The sequence below is a fragment of the Microvirga aerilata genome, assembly GCF_016743775.1.
Taxonomy (GTDB): domain Bacteria; phylum Pseudomonadota; class Alphaproteobacteria; order Rhizobiales; family Beijerinckiaceae; genus Microvirga; species Microvirga aerilata.
In genome coordinates this window covers 53515-68587 of sequence record NZ_JAEQMY010000014.1, presented here as the reverse complement: position 1 = coordinate 68587, position 15073 = coordinate 53515, and the positions used below count along the sequence as shown (strand labels likewise).

Here is a 15073-nt window from a genome sequence, read left to right as displayed (position 1 = left end):
CAGGGACACTCCTGGCGTACGTTCATCGGTCTATTCCTTCATGGGAGAGAGTGGCCGGAGGAGGACAGGGAGAACTCCTCCGGCACCCGAGATCCCTTGATGCGTCGCCACCAAGGAGCCTCAACGGTTGAGAGAGAGGAGATCGGCAGGCGACCGTCCTCCCTCGAACAGCGATTGGCTCTTCGTCCGCCAGTGGCCGGGAAGAGAGACGCGCAGGGTTAGCGGGTCATCTCCAGCGAGCGCCGCGGGGATCGCGATGGGGGGCTTTCCATCGGGCCGATTGGCGTTGACCACCTGGACTTCCAGAACCGTCTCCAGGCTGACCTTGAACAGCAGGGCAATTTCCTTCGCCAACTGCGGGTAGCGCGTCTCCAGGGCCGCTATCACGTCATCCATGCGACGGGAGGCCGTCTCATAAGCTTCCAGGCGGCGCTCCTGCTCCTCGCGGTACTCCGCATCGGCTAGAGCCTTTTCCAGCATAGGAAGGCCGGCCTTCAGGCGCTCCACGAGGAAGAGAGCGTTATCCGAGCTGACCCGCAGATCACTCGCCAGCGCCGTGTCCGTTCGAGGATCGAGCATCTGAGCGTTGGCCTTGGAGACGATGGCCTCTACCTCGGAGATCCTGGTCCGAACGCCGGAGAGGACTTCCCTCACCTTCGAGGAAGGATGGTTCTCGGCCGCAAGCAGGGCGGCGACGATCTCGAATAGGTCGCTCATTTCTTTGCCTCTGCGCGTGCGGCTTTCGCCAGCCCGAGGATGTAATCGCCAGCCTTCCCGCCGACCATCTGGGCCAGCTGGATCAGGTTTCGAGAGGCGTTCTCCACCACGAAGGAATCGGGGTGGTTCAACTGGCCTTCCAGATAGACGAGCGTCCCTCTGTAGTGCTCGTTCATCCTGGCCAGGATCTTCTGCGTCTCCGTCTCGCTGTCGTTCAGCAGGAGGCGAGGGCCTTCGGCCCTGTCGTTTAACCGGAAGGTCAGGTGCGCGAACGCCCCGTCAGGAAGGGGCTTGCCGTCCTCCCATGGGATGACCGTTCCATCCCGAAGTCTGATCATCGTCTTCATCTCTCGCTCTCCGTGCGTCCTATGACAATGAACTAATTCCTATGAGCAAGGTTTAGTTCATGTTATATCAGGAGATTTTGATGATCGACGTTCCAACCCTTCTCCTCTCCGACGTAGCCAAGGCGGCAAGGATCGATCTCGGCATCCTTCGCCAGTGGGTCAACCGAGGGGCCTTTCCCTTGGGGCCGAAGGATAAGGCAGAAGGCATCCGTCTCGTGACCCGCAGGACAGCTTTCGCACTGACGGTCGCGGCGAGGCTCGTGGAACACGCCATCCCGATCTCTCGGGCAGCGAACGCCGCTGCGGTCGCCTCCGAGGATTTCGACGAGGGAGAGGGAGAGCCGTTCCTGATCCTCTACACGCCGCCTGCGGACCTACGAAAGGACGAAACAGCGATCAGGTTCGGCGTATGCTTCGGAGAGGAAGCCTTGATCCAAGCCCTCACCGGCGAGTCAGACGACCACGTGAAGACCGTCGTTCGCTTCTCCCGCATCATCAGCGCTTTCAAAGACGAGGAAGCTACCGCCACAAGTGATGGCAGGCCCCTGGAAACAAGTAGTCCCGAGTACTAGATTAGTGATTACAGAAGGGTTCATACCTTTCTGATCTCCAGGCAGCGCAAGTGCATAAGCCCTGACCGCCCCGCACAGCGGGCACACCTCCGACATACAGTGGGGTGCCATAACTCCCGGCCTTGGAACGGCGTCGTAGGGAGCGCAGCAATCAAGATCCCTCGTTTGAGGAATCTCTTTGCCGTGCGCTCTACAAGCACATCCGCGCACGGTCGGGAAGATGAACATGCAACCCGATGACCTCGTACCCGATCCCCGCGTCGCCCAGGAAATGGGAGGCGTTCGCCTGATTACCCTATGGCGCTGGTCTAAGAAGAAGGAGCTGGGCTTTCCACCCGCTATCAAGATCAACGGCAGGAACTACCGCAAGCGCTCAGAGCTCGAAGCGTTCAAGCAGCGCATGGCCTCCTCCAAGGAGGTCGTGTGATGGGTCAGGAACAGAAAACCCTCGACATCGGCCAGGATGTCGAGGGCTTGGAAACAAGTTCACTTTGGTCGGCAGAACAAGGCAGCAGAGTAAGTGCAGAGTGTAATTTAGATAAGTCCTCCAGCACTTTCCAGGCAGGAGGTCAGTCATGAGTTATGACCTCCACGACATCGCGTATCTCTTCAATGGAGAGATCGTGGGTGACCAAGTATCTTTCCCCGGTCCAGGCCATTCCGCAAAGGATCGCTCGGCTAGGTTCATGATTGCCCCTGAGAGGAAAGAGGGCTTCATCGTTCACAGCTACAGTCCGGACACGACGGACATGGAGTTGAAGAGGCACGTCGAGAAGGTTCTAGGCGGTGAAGTTACCTTCACGCCTGCCCCTCGCGGGACCCCAGAAGATGACCAGAAGAAGCTCCAGCGCGCCCTCAGGATCTGGGCGCACAGCTTCGATCCCAAGGGAACGCCTGTCGAGAAGTACCTGAACCGGAGAAGGCTTTCCCTTCCTCCTGAGGCTAACTCCGCCATCCGGTGGGTTCCCGCTTGCCCGTTCGGTCCAGACAAGTTCGTCCCGGCGATGGTCTGCCTCATTCGGCACGTCCGAGAGGACATTCCCTTGGGGATCCATCGGACGGCCATCACCCACGAGGGAGAGAAGGCTTTTCACACCATCGGGGACGGGAAGCGTCCGCAGGACCGGATGATCATGGGCTCCGGCTCCGATGGGGCGATCAAGATCGGCAAGCCGACCGATACGCTCGGCATCGGAGAGGGCCTGGAGAGTACTCTGAGCCTTCGAGCCTTCAAGGGCCTCGCGGACATGCCGGTCTGGAGCCTCATCAGTGCCAACGGCGTCTCAGGCTTCCCTGTCCTCGATGGGATCAAGACCCTCTGGGTCGCGGAGGACAACGACGAAGCCGGAAGGAAGGCGGTCGCCAGCCTCTTCAAGCGGTGGGTCGCAGCCGAGAGAGAGGTCAATCCGCTCACTCCTCCGAACGAAGGTGAGGATCTCAACGACCTCATCCGAAAGGGAGGCGTCGATGGATGACGTGGCACTAGAGCGCAGCATCCCCGCCTACCTGCGTCACAGACAGGTGGAACTCGGTAGGCTTCGAAAGGAACAGGTTGCTACAGAGCCGAAGGAGGAGAGTTTCGTCGCCAAACCCAAGGCCGACGACACTCCTCAGGCTAAGGCGGAGAACGCTCCACAGGCTCCAGTCGCTGCTCGGGAGATCTCCCCGGAGATCGTCAAGCGGAAGGAGGAGCTGGAGAAGGAGGCGGAGGCCCAGAAGGTCAAGGCATCCGCTTTCGTGTTCCGGCCTGCGTCGGAGATCCCTCGGAGGCAGTTCATCTACGGAACCCACCTGATCCGGCGCTTCGTGTCCACGACCATCGGTCACGGCGGCGGTGGCAAGTCGGCCCTCGCCATCGCGGAGGCTCTAGCTATGGCTAACGGAAAGCCTCTCCTCGGAGAAAAGCCGTCCCACTCTCTTCGGGTCTGGTACTGGAACGGCGAGGACCCAATGGAGGAGATCGAGCGGCGCGTGGTCGCCACCATGCAGGAGTATCGCATCACGCCCGAGGACATAGGGGATCGCCTGTTCATCGACAGCGGTCGGACTGCGCCCATGATCATCGCAGAGCAGACCCGCGAGGGAGTGAAGATCGCAGACGTGACGGTCAAATCCATGATCGAGACGATCGAGGAGAACCGGATCGATGTGGTGATCGTCGATCCCTTCGTCTCCAGTCACAGGGTCACGGAGAACGACAACAACGCCATCGAGACGGTGGTCAAGAAGTGGGCTCACATCGCAGAGCAGACCAAGTGCGCCATCGATCTGGTCCACCACTCCCGCAAGACGGGCGGGGAGGAAGTCTCGGTCGAGGACGGTCGCGGGGCCTCTGCCCTTCTCGCGGCGGTCCGGTCTGCTCGGACGGTCAACACCATGACCAAGGACGATGCGACCAGGGCGGGGATAACGGACGAGCGCGGGCGATACTTCCGCGTCGATAACGGGAAGGCCAACCTCGCCCCTCCCTCCGAGAAGGCGACATGGCGTTACTTCCGATCCGTCCCCTTGGATAACGGGGACTTCGTGGGCGTCCCGGTCCCTTGGGAGATGCCGACCGTCATGGCGGGTCTGACCCAGGAGAACATGGAGCGCATGGAACGGGAGGTCGGAACCGGAGGGCCGTGGAGGAAGTCCGATCAGGCCAAAGACAAGTGGATCGGCGTCCCAATCGCAGAGGCCCTCGGGCTCGACCCCGAGGAGGATAAGGGGCGGGTCAAGAAGATCGTCGCGGAGCTGGTCAAGGACAAGAAGCTCGAAGAGTACGAGGGCACGGACGAGAACCGGAACAAGCGCCCCTACTACCGCTGGAACTCCGCCCTCTGACGGGTGCCCCACCGAACCCTTTTTAGGTGGGGCAGAGGTGAGGCAACCCCTTCTGCCCCACCTCTCTTTTCCAGGTGGGGCAGAGGTGGGGCAACTTTCCCTCCGAAAAGTGCCTAAGCCCTTGAGTTTGTTAACCTTTCAGTCTGCCCCACCGCAAAAATGGACACGGGTGCCCCACCGGATCCTTTTGAGGTGGGGCAGACGTGGGGCAAATTCTCTCCTATGAGGGAGAGAAGTCTTTGAAATATTTAGCGTATTTCTCTGCCCCACTTACATCTTTTAAGGTGGGGCAAAGGTAGGGCAGCCAAACAGACCACTCGTCTGCCCTACCCAGAAAGACCCCCTTTAGGGGGTCCTGGTGGGGCAAGGGAGTTTCTCCCGAAATTTCCTCCCTCGCGGGAGGAGAAAGACCATTCCGAAGCGCGGTGGAAAGCCCCTCCCGCCCTCGTGGGAGATCTGGAAAGCTCCGAGGATCGCAGCAAACGAGCCGCTGACACGCTTTGTGGGGCTACGGGAGGGGGTAGACCCGAGAAGCCCAGAAAGTGTGCCAGTGACCGTTTTTTACGGATAGGGGAAAGAGGCAGTTAGAGGAGGGGCAGGAGCCGGGGTTGCCCTACTCAGAGATGCGAGGTGGGGCAGAGGTGGGGCAGAGGTCCAATGCTTAGGGATGTTTAGGACGCTCTGGACGCTTACTCTTCGTCGGAGATCGCCTTGGAAGGCTAACCACTGGATGCGCTCCACAACTTAAGGTAGTTTCTTCACGAGCAAGGGACCTTGCTAGTGGAGAGACACCTATGACCGAGGGGAAGTTCGTCGCTTACTACCGCGTCTCGACAGAGAAGCAGGGCCGCTCGGGTCTTGGCCTAGAGGCCCAGCAGAAGGCCGTTCGAGACTATCTGAACGGCGGGGCTTGGGATCTCTGCTCCGAGATCGTGGAAGTTGAGAGTGGAAAGAACAGCGACCGCCCGAAGCTCCAGGAGGCGCTGATGCTCTGCCGCCTCTACAGGGCGACCCTGATTATCGCAAAGCTGGACCGCCTCTCCCGAGACGCGCACTTCCTCTTGGGCCTGGAGAAGGCGGGCGTGGACTTCGTTGCCGCGGACATACCCTCTGCGAACCGGGTCACGGTCAGGATTATGGCTGTACTGGCTGAGGAGGAGCGGAACATGATCTCCGATCGGACGAGGGTCGCTCTTGCCGCAGCGAAGGCTAGAGGGGTGAAGCTCGGCGGGGATAGGGGGAACATTCGAGCCATGGCCCAGGAGGGCCGAAGGACCGCTGTAGAAAGGCGGAAGACTGACGCCGAGGCCCGAGCCCGCGACCTTGCTCCTCAAATCAAGGACCTACAGGCACAGGGCGTCTCTCTTCGTGGGATTGCTACTGCGTTCGAGGAGAGGGGATATAAGACCCCACGCGGCGGGAAGTGGACCGCTACGCAGGTCAGCAGGGTCCTGAGAACCCGCATGCCGGATCGGTACTCTCCCATAAAGCAGACGGGCGCGGATGTACCGTCAGAAACTAGCGCCATCTGGTTAGGCGATGTGCACACTGGCCTTTAAGCGAGTCGTCACGGATCGAGCGCCTGCTCACACACGAGGTCTAAGTCATCAAACCTGTTGCCTAGATCAGAGAGATCCCCGCTACCTCCCTTTAGGAATGACATTTTGACTTTTGGGGGGAGCCCTAAGGTGACATCGAGGACCGCTGTTCCCATTGCCATCGCTTTTTGCATCCGTTTCGCAAGAACAGCATTGGAAATAAGAGCCGTACTAAGAGCTCCACCTCGGTTTGTCGCGGAAATACCCGAGATGGTTGCCTCGTCTAAGTCGACATTTTTTGAGCGAAATCTTAGTTTCGCTTTGGGCGGTAGAGCCATTTGAACGCGGAATGTAGCGATCTCAAATCCTAGCTTCTCAAGTACTGGGGCCGCGGCAGATACCTGTTCGGTGAACTCGTCCAGTGTCCCCGTTGCGAGTTTTGTGATCTCTGCCATTTCGGGTAACACAGGCATGCTTGGAAGAGACGGAACGAGAGAGCCAGCTGTATCAGTTGCACTCTTTGCATTGTCGCGAAGTATGTCCATCACCCCTTGGGCTTGAGCCTCATGATGTTGTGCCATAAAAATTAACGCACTCGCCAATAAGGCAGTGGTAGATACTCTGATCATCATTTTCCTCAGATGCACGTGAACTGATTTACAAGACAAAAGCTGATCAAGATTTATAGGAATGTGCAACTATCCTCTCGGGTAAATAGCTTGTCTCTGACAAATTCATTTGCTCGAAACGATGCTATGAACGTGGAAGGACCACCTCTCCAGCGCCTCTTTCCTCTCCACCGTGTACGCCTCGACGTTGTAAGTTCCGGCCACTCCTGCCTTCGCTCCCGAGACGTGATTGAGCGCCGCCTCGACGATGTGAGGAGGGACGCCGAGGCCAGCCATTCCGGTTGCCGCCGTCCTTCTGAGGTCGTGGAGACGCCAGTCTTGGACGGTCATAAGGGAATCGAGCCGAGCCTTCGCCTTGCTGAAACCTGACACAGGCGTCCTGCCGTTCGTGGAGAAGACGTAGGGGCATCCCTCGATGGGCTTTACGCTCTTGAGAACCTCCCGCGCCAGCGGTGAGAGATAGACGACGTGCGGCCGCCCGTTCTTCGTGCGATTTCCCGGCAAGTGGAGCGTGGAGAGATCGTCGCTCAACTCACTGCGGGTCATCTCCGCGATCTCGCTGAGGCGACACCCGGTCAGAAGCAGGAGCCGGAAGAGCGGCCCGAAAGGCTGGCCCATGATCCCGGTCGCGGCCCAAAACTGCCGAAGCTCGTCGGCCTGTCTGATCTCTCCCCTCGCGTTCAGGACCCGCTGCCGCTGAGAGGGCGGGGCAGGGCGCCAGACCCCGGCCATCGGGTTGACGTGGATCGCGTCCCTTCTGTGCCTCGTGGCCCACCTGAAGAGAGCCCCGAGGGCATCCCCCATCTTCCTGCCCCGGTTGTTGCTCGTGCGCGGGGCGGCACCCATCCCGGGAACTCCTGTCTTGATGCACTCCGCGATGACCGCGTGAACGTCGTTGGACGTGATCTCCCCGATGCGCTTGTTTCGCCACCGATCCGCCAAGCCGCCGGGAACGGGGGAGAGGTCCTCGGCCAGTCCGAGCATCCGGGCGATGTCGGCCCAAGTCCTCCGGTCCTTGTGGTCCTTGATGAAGTCTGCCGCGACCTCAATGAACGTCTCTCCGACCTGCTTGCGGAAGTCCACGCCTGCTGCCCGTTTCCGGGTGACCTCTGTCGCAAGCCACCGAGCCTCGCGGAGTGTAAGGGGCGCTCCCATGACGGGCGTTCCCGTTCCCTCGCGGCCTGAGAGATCCACGGGGCCGAGGGTCAGCTTGGCGTGCGTGCCATCGGGACGGCGGAACCGCATGGCCCAGGACTTCGCACCCGAAGGCTGGATGATGAGGCGCAAGCCGTCCGATCCGGTGTCGGGTATCTCCTGCCTCTTGTCTGTGGGCTTCAGCTTCTCGACGGCGGCGGCGGTCAGTTTCTTGGTCACAGAGGCCTCGGGGTAAACTTGGGGTAAACAAGAGCCCTGTTATATCCAGAAATGGTGTTAAAGTGAATCGAGGTCGGAAATGGCCCAAAAACGAGGAGACACAAGGCTTTCACAGGGTGGCGATGTAAGGGTCAGAAATCCCGAGAAAGCCTGTACCACCGGTTTCCTAAACCGAAGGTCGGAAGTTCGAGTCTTCCCGGGATCGCCACAGGTTCAAGAAGGATGCATGCCGTGCTTCAGCATGCATTCAGGGGGCTCCGATAGTCTCCGGGTTGAGTTTTCAGGCTGGCTTGGCCCCTGACCGTGCCGGTTCGGAAGTTGGAAGCTCCCACCCCTCCAGAACTTTCTGAATGGCAAGAGGGTATAGGGCTGCGAATCTGTTGTAGGTCCGGCCCCTCGGGAGAGGCCGATATGCGTCGCATATTCCTCGCCATGAACCGAAACCGGGCTACGCTTGGAAGCATGAGGTGACGGCAAAGCCCTGCCTCCGCCCCCTCAAAGCTTCTCCTTCAGCGCGCCCCGACCCGGCGGGCACCGCGTGCTTTGATGCCCAGCGTGTCTTGAAGGGCTTCGTCGATCCTGTCCTGGATGCGGAAGGTTTCATCGATCGCGCCGACGATCCGTCCGTATGCTTTCAACTCATCGAAGGTGAGCAAGCGTCCCTTCCGGTCTTTGAGCCACTTGTGCGCCACAGGATAGCCGCCCACGGTGAACTCCCAGACAGACCTGGGCATGCCCTGGAAGAATTGCTCGTCGTTGATGGCGACCTGGCCTATCTCGGGGTGCTTCGGGTCGGGGACGAACTCGACCTTCTCGACCCTGTTGCTTCCGGCTTTTGGGAATTTCGTGATGCTCGGGGTGGTCTCCCGCATCAGGTGGAGCGCGATGAGCTCATGCCCCAAGGCCGCAACGGTTTTGAAAGCGTCGGCGCTCCGGGGGATTGGAATGCGGGGAAACGACCGCTTCAGAAAGTCCGCATAACGCGCACGGTAGCCCGGCGCGTAAAGGACCGCGTAGATGTAGGCGAATACGTCCTCAGGCTTCAGCCTCATGCTCCCGACAGCGCCCTTCAAGGCGGTGAGATAAGCCGGGGAAAGATTTGCCGTGCGCTCGGCTGCGCCCTTATTGCGCAGGTCTTCTGCCTGATACAGCCACAGCGGCAAGACGAAAGCGCCGCCGCGCCTGAACAGGTTCAGCTCGACGGGACGATCGGCGCAGAAGACACCGTCAAAGTGAGCGGACCCGGATGATTCCTGATTTTTGGGAATGCAAAGCGCCAGGTTGTCCCTCAGCAAATGGGCCGTGACCCGTTCGCGGCGGTGAACCAGAACGTTTCGATCATAGACGCTGAAGCGCGTGTCGAAAGGACGATAAAGAACCTCGATGGCGGCCTCATCGAGATCGACCAGGGGCAGTTGAGCCCTCGCCCGGTCATAGGACCATTGGGATTGGGCGCAGAGGGAAAACAGCTCCCTTGCCTCAGCCTCCGACCTCGTCTCCAGAAGCTGCTCCACCTTCCGGCGCGCTTCATCACAGGTGAAGGAAATCGCGAATTCATCGTGCTGGGTGGCAAAGCCAGGAGCCGGCTCGCCGTTGGGCTTGAAAATATCGGCGACGCTCCAGGCCTGATTGTATTCGACGGCGAGCCTCTCGTCCTGTTTCACGAACAGCCAGGGAGCGGCAGACGGGGTTACGTCCTCCCAATCCGTATCCAGTACATCGTGGTCGGCGAGCCAGGCGTACTTCCCGGTCCTGCCGCCCCAGAGATCCGCGCGCCGAACGGTGCAGCGGCTCGCCCGCTTGGTTCTTCTGACGAGAAGTGCGATCGATACGCCTTGCTGGATGTCGAAGATGTTCTCGTCCTTGCCGCCGCCCGGGGTCTTTTCCTTCTTCTTGCCGTTGCCGTGGAGGTCGAGAACATAGATGTCGTCGAAGCTCGACATCAGGCTCGCGCGCATATCGAGGAAGGTGGGGTTGTCGAGATAGCTGTGGTTCGTGATGAAGGCGAGGATGCCATGGCCCGTCTGCTCGATCCTCCATTGGGCGAACCGGATGAACTTTACGTAGTCGTCGGACAGCCACTTGGCTTGTGCCGGCTTCTTGAGCTCCGGGCTTTGTTTGTAGCTTTCAAGCAGGCCTTCTATCCACTCTCCTTTGTTCGCGGAGTGCCCGGAATACGGCGGATTGCCGACCACAACCATGATCGGGGCGTTCTTCCCGACGTCCCTTGCGGCCGCGGCTTCTTCCGCAAGCCACTGCGTGAAGAGGGGAAGCCCTGCGATCTCATGCGCTTCCTCCAGCGTGTTGGTCAGGAACACGCGCAGCCGCTCATCCGTCGCGAAGTCGTAGCCGCTCTCCTTCAATTGCAGCCCAAGCTTCATGTGAGCTATCGCATACGGAGCCATCAGCAGCTCAAACCCATGCAATCGCGGCAGCAGGTGCTGAGCGACGTATCCGGGCCAAAAGCCCGGATTGCCGGAAAACTGTTCATGGATGCTGGCGATGATGGCGTGCAGGAACGTTCCGGTGCCGCAGGCCGGATCGAGGATCTGCACACGGTGACTGTCGCAGGCTTCCTCACCCTTGCCGTTTGCTTTTCTGCGCTTCAGCCTGATCTTGCTGCTGTCGGCGATGCCGTCCGCAAGCTTGAACTCCCGTTTCAGGAGAGCGTCCACCGAGCGCACGATGTAACCCACGGCTGGTTCAGGAGTATAGTAGACCCCGCGCAGCTCACGGAGCTTAGGGTCGTAGGCTTTCAGGAAGGATTCGTAGAAGTGGACGACCGGGTCCGTCTGCTGCGTGGCGTGGCCGAAGTCTTCCAGGATCGCCGCCATGTCGGCCTTCGCCAGGAGCCCGGAAAGGTCGTCGACCGCCCAGGCGATCCTTTCATCGAGATCGGCGCCCGCGATGGTGTTGAAGAGGCGTCGCAAAAAAGGGTTCGTTTTTGGAAGATCCTTGCCCGCAAGCTCGCGCATGAAGCCCGATCCGACGTGATTGCATCGCGCGGCAAACAATCCGTATGCGATCGTTTGGGCATACATGTCGGCGAACTCATCGACCGACAGGCTCGGGATCAGGATCTTTCGGACAGCATCGTACTGGGCGTGAAGATCGCCCGGCTTGCTTTCATGACCAAGGGTCTGGCGGATCAGGTCGTCAATCAGCCTGGCCAGGCGGGCCATGCGCTCGGCCAGTTCCCTGGGGGTCTTGATCACCGGCGCCCGGGCATCGAAAAAGGCGTCAAGAAGCAGGATGAGCTGCTCTGCTCCGTTGGCGGAAATCCTCAGGTCGCCGCTTGTCTGCACGCGCGCAAGCCGCGCCGATCCGACGCGTTCGCCATCTCGGTATAGGCGGAACTCAAGATGATCCGTGAGGATCACGTTGTGGAGGCTGCCGAGGCAACGCTTCAGCTGCGGGGTATTCTCCGCCTCGTCGAGGTCTGCTCCTATGTTCGTCGTCTCGATATAGCCGAGCGGAATACCATCGTGGGTAATGATGAAGTCCGGCGCTCCGCAAGCAATCCGCTGTGGTTCGTTCGTTGCGATAAGCTGTGGCCGGAGCGCCTCGATCAGTGCTTTCAGGGCAGGCTGACAGGCATGCTCCGTCCCGTTTCCTGCTTTTAGAGCATGCTCAATACGCTTGAGATAATGCGCGAATGGCGATGCCATCGTCATCCGCCCCGTTGGCTTCAAGCCACCAATTGCATGCATCTCCTTGCGCAGGGCTATGGGCTCCATGTTCCCTAAGGGGTGCTCCGGACCCGCTCGGGCCCGCTCCATGGGCTCAGTCCGGCCTGTTCCAAGGTCGGGGTTCGGTGTGTCCCGCTTCCTACCGTCCCACCCGCGCGACGGCGGCCTTGGCGTCGTCGAGGTCCGGCGCGTCGATGTGGCGGTAGCGCGCCTGCACGAGGCCGAAGAGCCCAAAGGCGAAGAGGCCGATGGCGGTGAGCGCCAGGAGCACCCAGCCATAGGGCTGCTGCTGCAAGGCCTCGAGCGCGCCGCCGAGGCCGCGCACCTGCGAGGAGGAGCTGTGGAGCGCGGCAAGAACCAGAAAGCCGCCGATCAGCAGGAAGACCACGCCGCGGGCGGCAAAGCCCATGCGGCCAAGGGAGACGATCCATTCGCGCTTGTCGGACGGCAGGGACAGGCGGTCCGCCACATTCCCGCGCCACGCCTTCCAGATGAAGGCGATCCCGGTGCCGGCAACCACGAGGCCCACGAGGCCGACGAGCCATTGGCCGAAGGGCTGGCTCATGAGCCAGGCCGTCCAGTCCTGCGCGGCCTGGTCCTCGCCGCTGCCCCCGGAGCCCCGGCCGAGGGCGAGCCTCAAGGCGGAGACCGCCAGGCCCGCATAGATGACGCCGCTGATCAGGTGGGCGCCCCGGACGCCCCAGCCCTTCATGTCGGAGCCGCGGTTGTCGGCGTCCGTGAGCGCTTCGAGGATGCGCCAGGCGCAGAAGCCGAACAGGCCAAGGGCGATCAGGAAGAGCCAGACCTTGCCGAAGGGCTGCGAGACGAGGGTCTGCAAGGCGCTGCGGCTGCCGCCTGTCTGGCCGCCCGAGCCGATGGCGGCCAAGAGGGCCAAGCCGCCGACGAGACCATACACGACGCCGCGCGCCCCATAGCCGAAACGGGCGAGGCTCTCCACGGGGTGACGTCTGATGTCGGACATGTTTTGCGGCTCCGCTTTGTCAGAGGAGAACCGCCCAGCCTCGATCTATGTTCCTTGGCACGGCAGCCGATGCTTCGCCCTACTGCGCGACGCTGGTGGAGACGGCGGCGCGCCGCTCCATCGGCGGAATGCGGAAGGTCCTGACGATCTCGGCCTCGCCGGCCGGCTCCGCAAGGGAGCTGCCGCCCACGAAGACCTGGATGGCGCCGGCCTCCACCAGAGTGGTGCCGTCGTCGAGGTGGAAGCCGAGGGATTCCACCGGCACGCGCAGGGTGACGCGCTTGGTCTCGCCGGGCTTCAGGGCGATCTTCTCGAAGGCCTTCAGCTCACGCAAGGGACGGCTGCGGCTTGCCACCGGATCGCGGGTGTAGAGCTGCACCACTTCCTGGCCTTCCCGCGCGCCGGTGTTCCGGACGCTGACCGCAACCTCCAGCATTTGGCCTGCATCCAGCCGCTTTTGGGCGATCGTCGTGTCGGAGTAGGCGAACTGCGTGTAGCTCAAGCCCCAGCCGAAGGGATAGAGCGGGGTGATCGCCTCGTCGATGTACTGCACGGTGAAGCGGTTGTCCGGCTTGGTGGGGCGGCCGGTGGGGAGGTGGTTGTAGTAGAAGGGCAGCTGCCCCGTGGCGCGGGGCCAGGTGACCGGGAGCTTGCCGCTGGGGCTGACGTCGCCGAACAGCACGTCGGCGACCGCCGGTCCCGCTTCGGTGCCCGGATACCAGGTCATGAGGATCGACGGGATGCGCTCGGCCACCGGACCCAGCACCTGCGGACGGCCGCCCATGAGCACGAGGGCCACCGGCTTGCCGGTGGCGGCAAGCGCCTCCAGAACCTCAGCCTGCCGGCCGTTGAGCTCGAGATGAGCGCGGGAGGCGGCCTCGCCCGACAGCTCCTGCGGCTCGCCGAAGACGGCGATCACCGCATCCGACCGGCGTGCCGCCTCGAGAGCGGCTTGCAGCCCATCCGTGTTGCGGCAGAAGAGATCGCAGGCCGGCGCATGATTGACGGCGATCCCTGCTCCTTGCGCGCGGCGGCGGATGCCCTCCAGGATCGTGACGCTGTCCTCCTTGTGGCCCCGGGCCGCGTGCGGTCCCATCTGGTCGTGCGGCGCATCGGCCAGGGGGCCGACCACGGCGACGGAGCGCACGCCCGGGCCAAAGGGCAGCACGTCCCCTCGGTTCTGCAGCAGCACGAAGGTCTCGCGGGCGACCTCGCGGGCGGCCTGGCGCGATTCCGGCGACGGGAAGGCCGCATCCGAACGGGATGGGTCGATATCGGGGCGGTCGAACAGGCCCATGCGGAACTTGGTGCGCAGCACGCGCCGCACGGATTCGTCGATCACGCTTTCCGGCACCCGGCCCGCCCGCACCTCCTCGGGAAGGTGCTTGATGTAGAGCTGGCCCATCATGTCCATGTCGACGCCGGCGAGGATCGCCTTGCGGGCGGCCTCCGCGCCGTCCGCCGCAATGCCGTGGTTGACCAGCTCGCCGATGCCCACCCAGTCGGAGGTGACGAAGCCGTCGAAGCCCCATTGCCTGCGCAGCACGTCGGTCAGCAGCCACGGATTGGCCGTGGAGGGCTCGCCGTTGAGCGCATTGAAGGCGGCCATGAAGCTTGCCGAGCCCGCCTCCACGGCAGCCCGGAACGGCGGCAGATAGGTGTCGTACATCTCCGCGCGCGGGATGTAGGTGGTGTCGTAGTCGCGTCCGCCCTGCGGCGCTCCGTAGCCTGCAAAGTGCTTCGTGGAGGCGGCCAGGCCCCCTTTGCGGAAGCCCTCCACGCGGGCGGCGGTCAGCACGGCCCCGAGAGTGGGATCCTCCCCGAAGCCTTCGACGATGCGGCCCCAGCGGCTGTCCCGGGACAGGTCCGCCATGGGCGCGAAGGTCCAGTTCACGCCCACGAAGGCTGCTTCCTTCGCGGCCCACTCCGAGGCGAGCCGGGAGATGCGCGGGCTGAAGGCTGCGGCTTCTCCAAGGGGAAGCGGAAACTGGGTGCGGAAGCCGTGCAGCACGTCGAGGCCGAACAGGGGCGGGATCTTCAGGCGGGTCTGGCGGGCGAGCGCCTGGGCGCGGGCCACGTCCGGGGCGCTGTTGAAGTTCAGCAGGGCGCCGGCCTTGCCCTCGGAAATGTCCTCCCAGCGCAGGGGCGGACCGTGCGAGACCAGGTTCAGCTGGCCGATCTTCTCCTCCAGGGTCATCTGCCCGAGAAGCTCGTTCACGCGGCGCTCGATGGCTTCCTGCGCTCCTGCCGTCGGGACAGAAAAGGCCGTCAGCGCCAGCGCAAGCGTGAATTGCGTCAAGCCGGGGACATCAGAAAGCCGCACAATGATCTCCTATAGGGGCAGTAACACTTAATCGCGAAGGCAACCTCGCTTGCTGCCGGTTCGTGCTACACAAGAT

The 15073-nt window shown here is 62.0% G+C and carries 12 protein-coding genes and 1 tRNA gene; 6 read left to right on the top strand and 7 right to left on the bottom strand.

From position 1 onward, the window contains the following. Positions 1-120: 120 nt before the first annotated feature. Together JKG68_RS12055 and JKG68_RS12050 are read right to left on the bottom strand one after the other, a co-directional pair. Positions 121-717, bottom strand: coding sequence for a hypothetical protein (locus JKG68_RS12055; RefSeq protein WP_202059650.1), 597 nt, complete (start codon positions 715-717; stop codon positions 121-123). Further along, a complete protein-coding gene (locus JKG68_RS12050; RefSeq protein WP_202059648.1) occupies positions 714-1064 on the bottom strand; it encodes a hypothetical protein in 351 nt (116 codons plus the stop codon). The genes JKG68_RS12055 and JKG68_RS12050 overlap by 4 nt, the downstream gene beginning before the upstream one ends. 80 nt (positions 1065-1144) lie before the next feature. Here JKG68_RS12050 and JKG68_RS12045 point away from each other — a divergent pair, with 80 nt between their 5' ends. The 5 genes from JKG68_RS12045 to JKG68_RS12025 all read left to right on the top strand — a co-directional run bounded on the left by JKG68_RS12045 (position 1145) and on the right by JKG68_RS12025 (position 6021). Next, complete coding sequence (locus tag JKG68_RS12045; RefSeq protein WP_202059646.1) at positions 1145-1636, top strand: hypothetical protein; 492 nt, start codon at positions 1145-1147, stop codon at positions 1634-1636. A 226-nt stretch (positions 1637-1862) separates the two neighbouring features. Next, positions 1863-2063, top strand: coding sequence for a hypothetical protein (locus JKG68_RS12040; protein WP_202059644.1), 201 nt, complete (start codon positions 1863-1865; stop codon positions 2061-2063). Between the two features lie 148 nt (positions 2064-2211). After that, positions 2212-3111: a DUF7146 domain-containing protein gene (locus JKG68_RS12035; protein WP_202059642.1), complete on the top strand. Its 900-nt coding sequence runs from the start codon at positions 2212-2214 to the stop codon at positions 3109-3111. Beyond that, positions 3104-4462 carry an AAA family ATPase gene (locus JKG68_RS12030; RefSeq protein WP_202059640.1) on the top strand — a complete coding sequence of 453 codons (1359 nt, stop codon included), beginning with the start codon at positions 3104-3106 and terminating at the stop codon, positions 4460-4462. Before JKG68_RS12035 ends, JKG68_RS12030 begins: the two co-directional genes overlap by 8 nt. A gap of 794 nt (positions 4463-5256) precedes the next feature. Further along, the gene (locus JKG68_RS12025) at positions 5257-6021 is read left to right on the top strand and encodes a recombinase family protein (RefSeq protein WP_202059638.1); all 765 of its coding nucleotides are present in this window, start codon (positions 5257-5259) and stop codon (positions 6019-6021) included. Between the two features lie 8 nt (positions 6022-6029). Here JKG68_RS12025 and JKG68_RS12020 read toward each other — a convergent pair whose 3' ends face one another. Together JKG68_RS12020 and JKG68_RS12015 are read right to left on the bottom strand one after the other, a co-directional pair. Continuing rightward, positions 6030-6632 (bottom strand): hypothetical protein, encoded by a 603-nt coding sequence (locus JKG68_RS12020; RefSeq protein WP_202059636.1) that lies wholly within the window; start codon positions 6630-6632, stop codon positions 6030-6032. 102 nt (positions 6633-6734) lie between these two features. Beyond that, positions 6735-8003: a tyrosine-type recombinase/integrase gene (locus JKG68_RS12015; RefSeq protein WP_202059634.1), complete on the bottom strand. Its 1269-nt coding sequence runs from the start codon at positions 8001-8003 to the stop codon at positions 6735-6737. A gap of 121 nt (positions 8004-8124) precedes the next feature. Here JKG68_RS12015 and JKG68_RS12010 point away from each other — a divergent pair. Beyond that, positions 8125-8211 (top strand) — tRNA-Ser (locus JKG68_RS12010). A 301-nt stretch (positions 8212-8512) separates the two neighbouring features. Here the strand turns inward: JKG68_RS12010 and JKG68_RS12005 are convergent. The 3 genes from JKG68_RS12005 to bglX form a co-directional block, all read right to left on the bottom strand. Next, a complete protein-coding gene (locus tag JKG68_RS12005) occupies positions 8513-11671 on the bottom strand; it encodes a type ISP restriction/modification enzyme (RefSeq protein ID WP_202059632.1) in 3159 nt (1052 codons plus the stop codon). Positions 11672-11831: 160 nt separating this feature from the next. Further along, positions 11832-12674 carry a DUF1206 domain-containing protein gene (locus JKG68_RS12000; RefSeq protein ID WP_202059630.1) on the bottom strand — a complete coding sequence of 281 codons (843 nt, stop codon included), beginning with the start codon at positions 12672-12674 and terminating at the stop codon, positions 11832-11834. 79 nt (positions 12675-12753) lie between these two features. Continuing rightward, positions 12754-14997, bottom strand: a complete 2244-nt coding sequence (bglX, locus tag JKG68_RS11995) for a beta-glucosidase BglX (protein WP_202059628.1) — start codon at positions 14995-14997, stop codon at positions 12754-12756. Positions 14998-15073 lie beyond the last annotated feature (76 nt).

Excerpts from the sequence above, each read along its gene's own strand:
- JKG68_RS12035 (WP_202059642.1), top strand. The coding sequence starts at position 2,212 with ATGAGTTATGACCTCCACGACATCGCGTATCTCTTCAATGGAGAGATC.
- JKG68_RS12055 (WP_202059650.1), bottom strand. The coding sequence starts at position 717 with ATGAGCGACCTATTCGAGATCGTCGCCGCCCTGCTTGCGGCCGAGAAC.
- JKG68_RS12050 (WP_202059648.1), bottom strand. The coding sequence starts at position 1,064 with ATGAAGACGATGATCAGACTTCGGGATGGAACGGTCATCCCATGGGAG.
- JKG68_RS12005 (WP_202059632.1), bottom strand. The coding sequence starts at position 11,671 with ATGGCATCGCCATTCGCGCATTATCTCAAGCGTATTGAGCATGCTCTA.
- JKG68_RS12025 (WP_202059638.1), top strand. The coding sequence starts at position 5,257 with ATGACCGAGGGGAAGTTCGTCGCTTACTACCGCGTCTCGACAGAGAAG.
- JKG68_RS12045 (WP_202059646.1), top strand. The coding sequence starts at position 1,145 with ATGATCGACGTTCCAACCCTTCTCCTCTCCGACGTAGCCAAGGCGGCA.
- JKG68_RS12040 (WP_202059644.1), top strand. The coding sequence starts at position 1,863 with ATGCAACCCGATGACCTCGTACCCGATCCCCGCGTCGCCCAGGAAATG.
- JKG68_RS12000 (WP_202059630.1), bottom strand. The coding sequence starts at position 12,674 with ATGTCCGACATCAGACGTCACCCCGTGGAGAGCCTCGCCCGTTTCGGC.
- JKG68_RS12020 (WP_202059636.1), bottom strand. The coding sequence starts at position 6,632 with ATGATGATCAGAGTATCTACCACTGCCTTATTGGCGAGTGCGTTAATT.
- JKG68_RS12030 (WP_202059640.1), top strand. The coding sequence starts at position 3,104 with ATGGATGACGTGGCACTAGAGCGCAGCATCCCCGCCTACCTGCGTCAC.